Here is a 2,532-nt window from a genome sequence, read left to right on the forward strand (position 1 = left end):
GACCGTCACCGCCGTCGCCCCGCCGAGATCGGTGCCCGTGATCGTCACCGGCGTACCGCCCGCCACCGGCCCCGCATCCGGGTCGAGCCCCGTGATCGCGGGCACCGCGTAATACGTGAAGGGCAGCGCGTTGCTGTCACCGCCGGGCGTCGTGACGACCACGTCGACCGGGCCGGCGGCATGCGCCGGCGTCGTGAATGTGATCTCGGTCGGGCCCACCTGCGTGAACGGCACCGGCACCCCGTCGACCGTCACCGCCGTCGCCCCGCCGAGATCGGTGCCCGTGATCGTCACCGGAGTACCGCCTGCGACCGGGCCCGCATCGGGGTCGAGCCCCGTGAGCAGCGGCGCCGGCACATAGGTGAACGCGAGCGGACCGCTCGCGCCGCCCGGCGTCGTCACGACCACGTCGACCGGGCCGGCAGCGTGCGCCGGGGTCTCGAACGTGATCTCCGTGTCGCTCACCTGCGTGAACGGCACCGACACCCCGTCGACCGTCACCTCAGCGGCATCCCCGAGATCGGTGCCCGTGATCGTCACCGGCGTACCGCCCGCGACCGGCCCCGCGTCGGGCGCCAGCGCCGTGAGCACCGGCGCGGCGACGTAGGTGAACGGCAGGGCGTTGCTCTCGCCGCCCGGGGTCGTCACGACGACGTCGACCTCGCCTGCGAGGTGGGCGGGCGTGACGAAGTCGATCTCCGTCGGGCCCACCTGCGTGAACGGCACCGACACCCCGTCGACCGTCACCTCGGTCGCCCCACCGAGATCGGTACCCGTGATCGTCACCGGCGTACCACCCGCGACCGGACCCGCGTCAGGATCGAGCGCGGCGAGCACCGGCGCCGGCACGTACGTGTAGGTGAGCGGGTCGCTCTCGCCGCCGGGTGTGGTGACGACCACGTCGACCTCGCCGGCGGCGTGGGGCGGAGTCGTGAACACGATCGTCGTGTCGCTCACCGGGGTGAATGCCACGGCGACGCCGTCGACCGTGAGCTCAGTGGCACCTGCGAGGTTCGTGCCCGTCACGGTCACGATCGTGCCGCCCACGGTCGGGCCCTCGTCGGGGTCGAGCGCGGCGAGCGTCGGCACCGCGTAGTACGTGAACGGCAGCGCGTTGCTCTCACCGCCGCCGGTCACCACGACGACGTCGACCTCCCCGGCCGCGTGCGCGGGAGTCTCGAACTCGATCTCCGTCGGGCTCACCTGGGTGAACGGCACCGACACCCCGTCGACCGTCACCTCCGTCGCGCCGCCGAGATCGGTACCCGTGATCGTCACCGGCGTGCCGCCCGCGATCGGCCCCGCGTCAGGGTCGAGCGCCGTGATGACCGGGCCGGGCAGGTAGGTGAAGACGAGCGGGTCGCTCGCGCCACCCGGGGTCGTCACGACCACGTCGACGGGACCCGCCGCGTGCGGCGCCGTCGTGAACGTGATCTGCGTGTCGCTCACCTGGGTGAACGGCACCGATACCCCGTCGACCGTCACCTCCGTGGCACCGCCGAGCGCGCTGCCGGTGATCGTCACCGGCGTGCCGCCCGCCGCTGGGCCTTCGTCGGGCGTGAGGGTCGTGAGCACGGGCTCGTCGACGTAGGTGAAGGGCAGCGCGTTGCTGTCGCCGCCGGCTGTCGTCACCACCACTTCGACCTCACCGGCCGCGTGGGCCGGGGTCTCGAACGTGATCTCCGTGTCGCTCACCTGGGTGAACGGCACCGACACCCCGTCGACGGTCACCTCCGAGGCATCCCCGAGGTCGGTGCCCGTGATCGTCACCGGAGTACCGCCCGCGACCGGGCCTTGGTCGGGCGCCAGCGCCGTCAGCACCGGCGCGGGGATGTACGTGAACGTCAGCGGATCGCTCGCGCCGCCCGGTGTCGTCACGACCACGTCGACCGGTCCGGCCGCGTGCGGCGGCGACGAGAACGTGATCTGCGTGGGGCTCACCTGGATGAACGGCACGGCGACGCCGTCGACCGAGACCTCGGTCGCGCCGCCGAGCGCAGTGCCGTCGATGGTCACGAGCGTGCCGCCTGCGGTGGGCCCTTCGTCGGGCGTGAGGCTGGCCAGGCTCGGCACCGCGTAGTACGTGAACGGGAGTGCGTTGCTGTCGCCGCCGGGCGTCGTCACGACCACGTCGACCGGGCCGGCGGCATGCGCCGGCGTCTCGAACGTGATCTCCGTCGGGCTCACCTGCGTGAACGGCACCGGCACCCCGTCGACCGTCACCGCCGTCGCCCCGCCGAGATCGGTGCCCGTGATCGTCACCGGAGTTCCGCCTGCGACCGGGCCCGCATCGGGATCGAGCCCCGTGAGCAGCGGCGCCGGCACATAGGTGAACGCGAGCGGACCGCTCGCGCCGCCCGGCGTCGTGACGACCACGTCGACCGGGCCGGCCGCATGCGCCGGGGTCTCGAACGTGATCTCCGTATCGCTCACCTGCGTGAACGGCACCGACACTCCGTCGACCGTGAGCTCGGTCGCACCGCCGAGCGCCGTACCCGTGACGGTCACCGACGTGCCGCCCGCGGTCGGTCC

The 2,532-nt window shown here is 72.9% G+C and carries 1 protein-coding gene; it reads right to left on the reverse strand.

The genetic code is table 11. From position 1 onward, the window contains the following. The coding region (locus tag ACFWGP_RS18690; protein WP_376931547.1) for an IPT/TIG domain-containing protein at window positions 1-2,532 on the reverse strand (2,532 nt) is incomplete at both ends.

The organism is Agromyces sp. NPDC127015 (genome assembly GCF_042725165.1).
GTDB classification, from domain to species: Bacteria; Actinomycetota; Actinomycetes; order Actinomycetales; family Microbacteriaceae; genus Agromyces; species Agromyces chromiiresistens.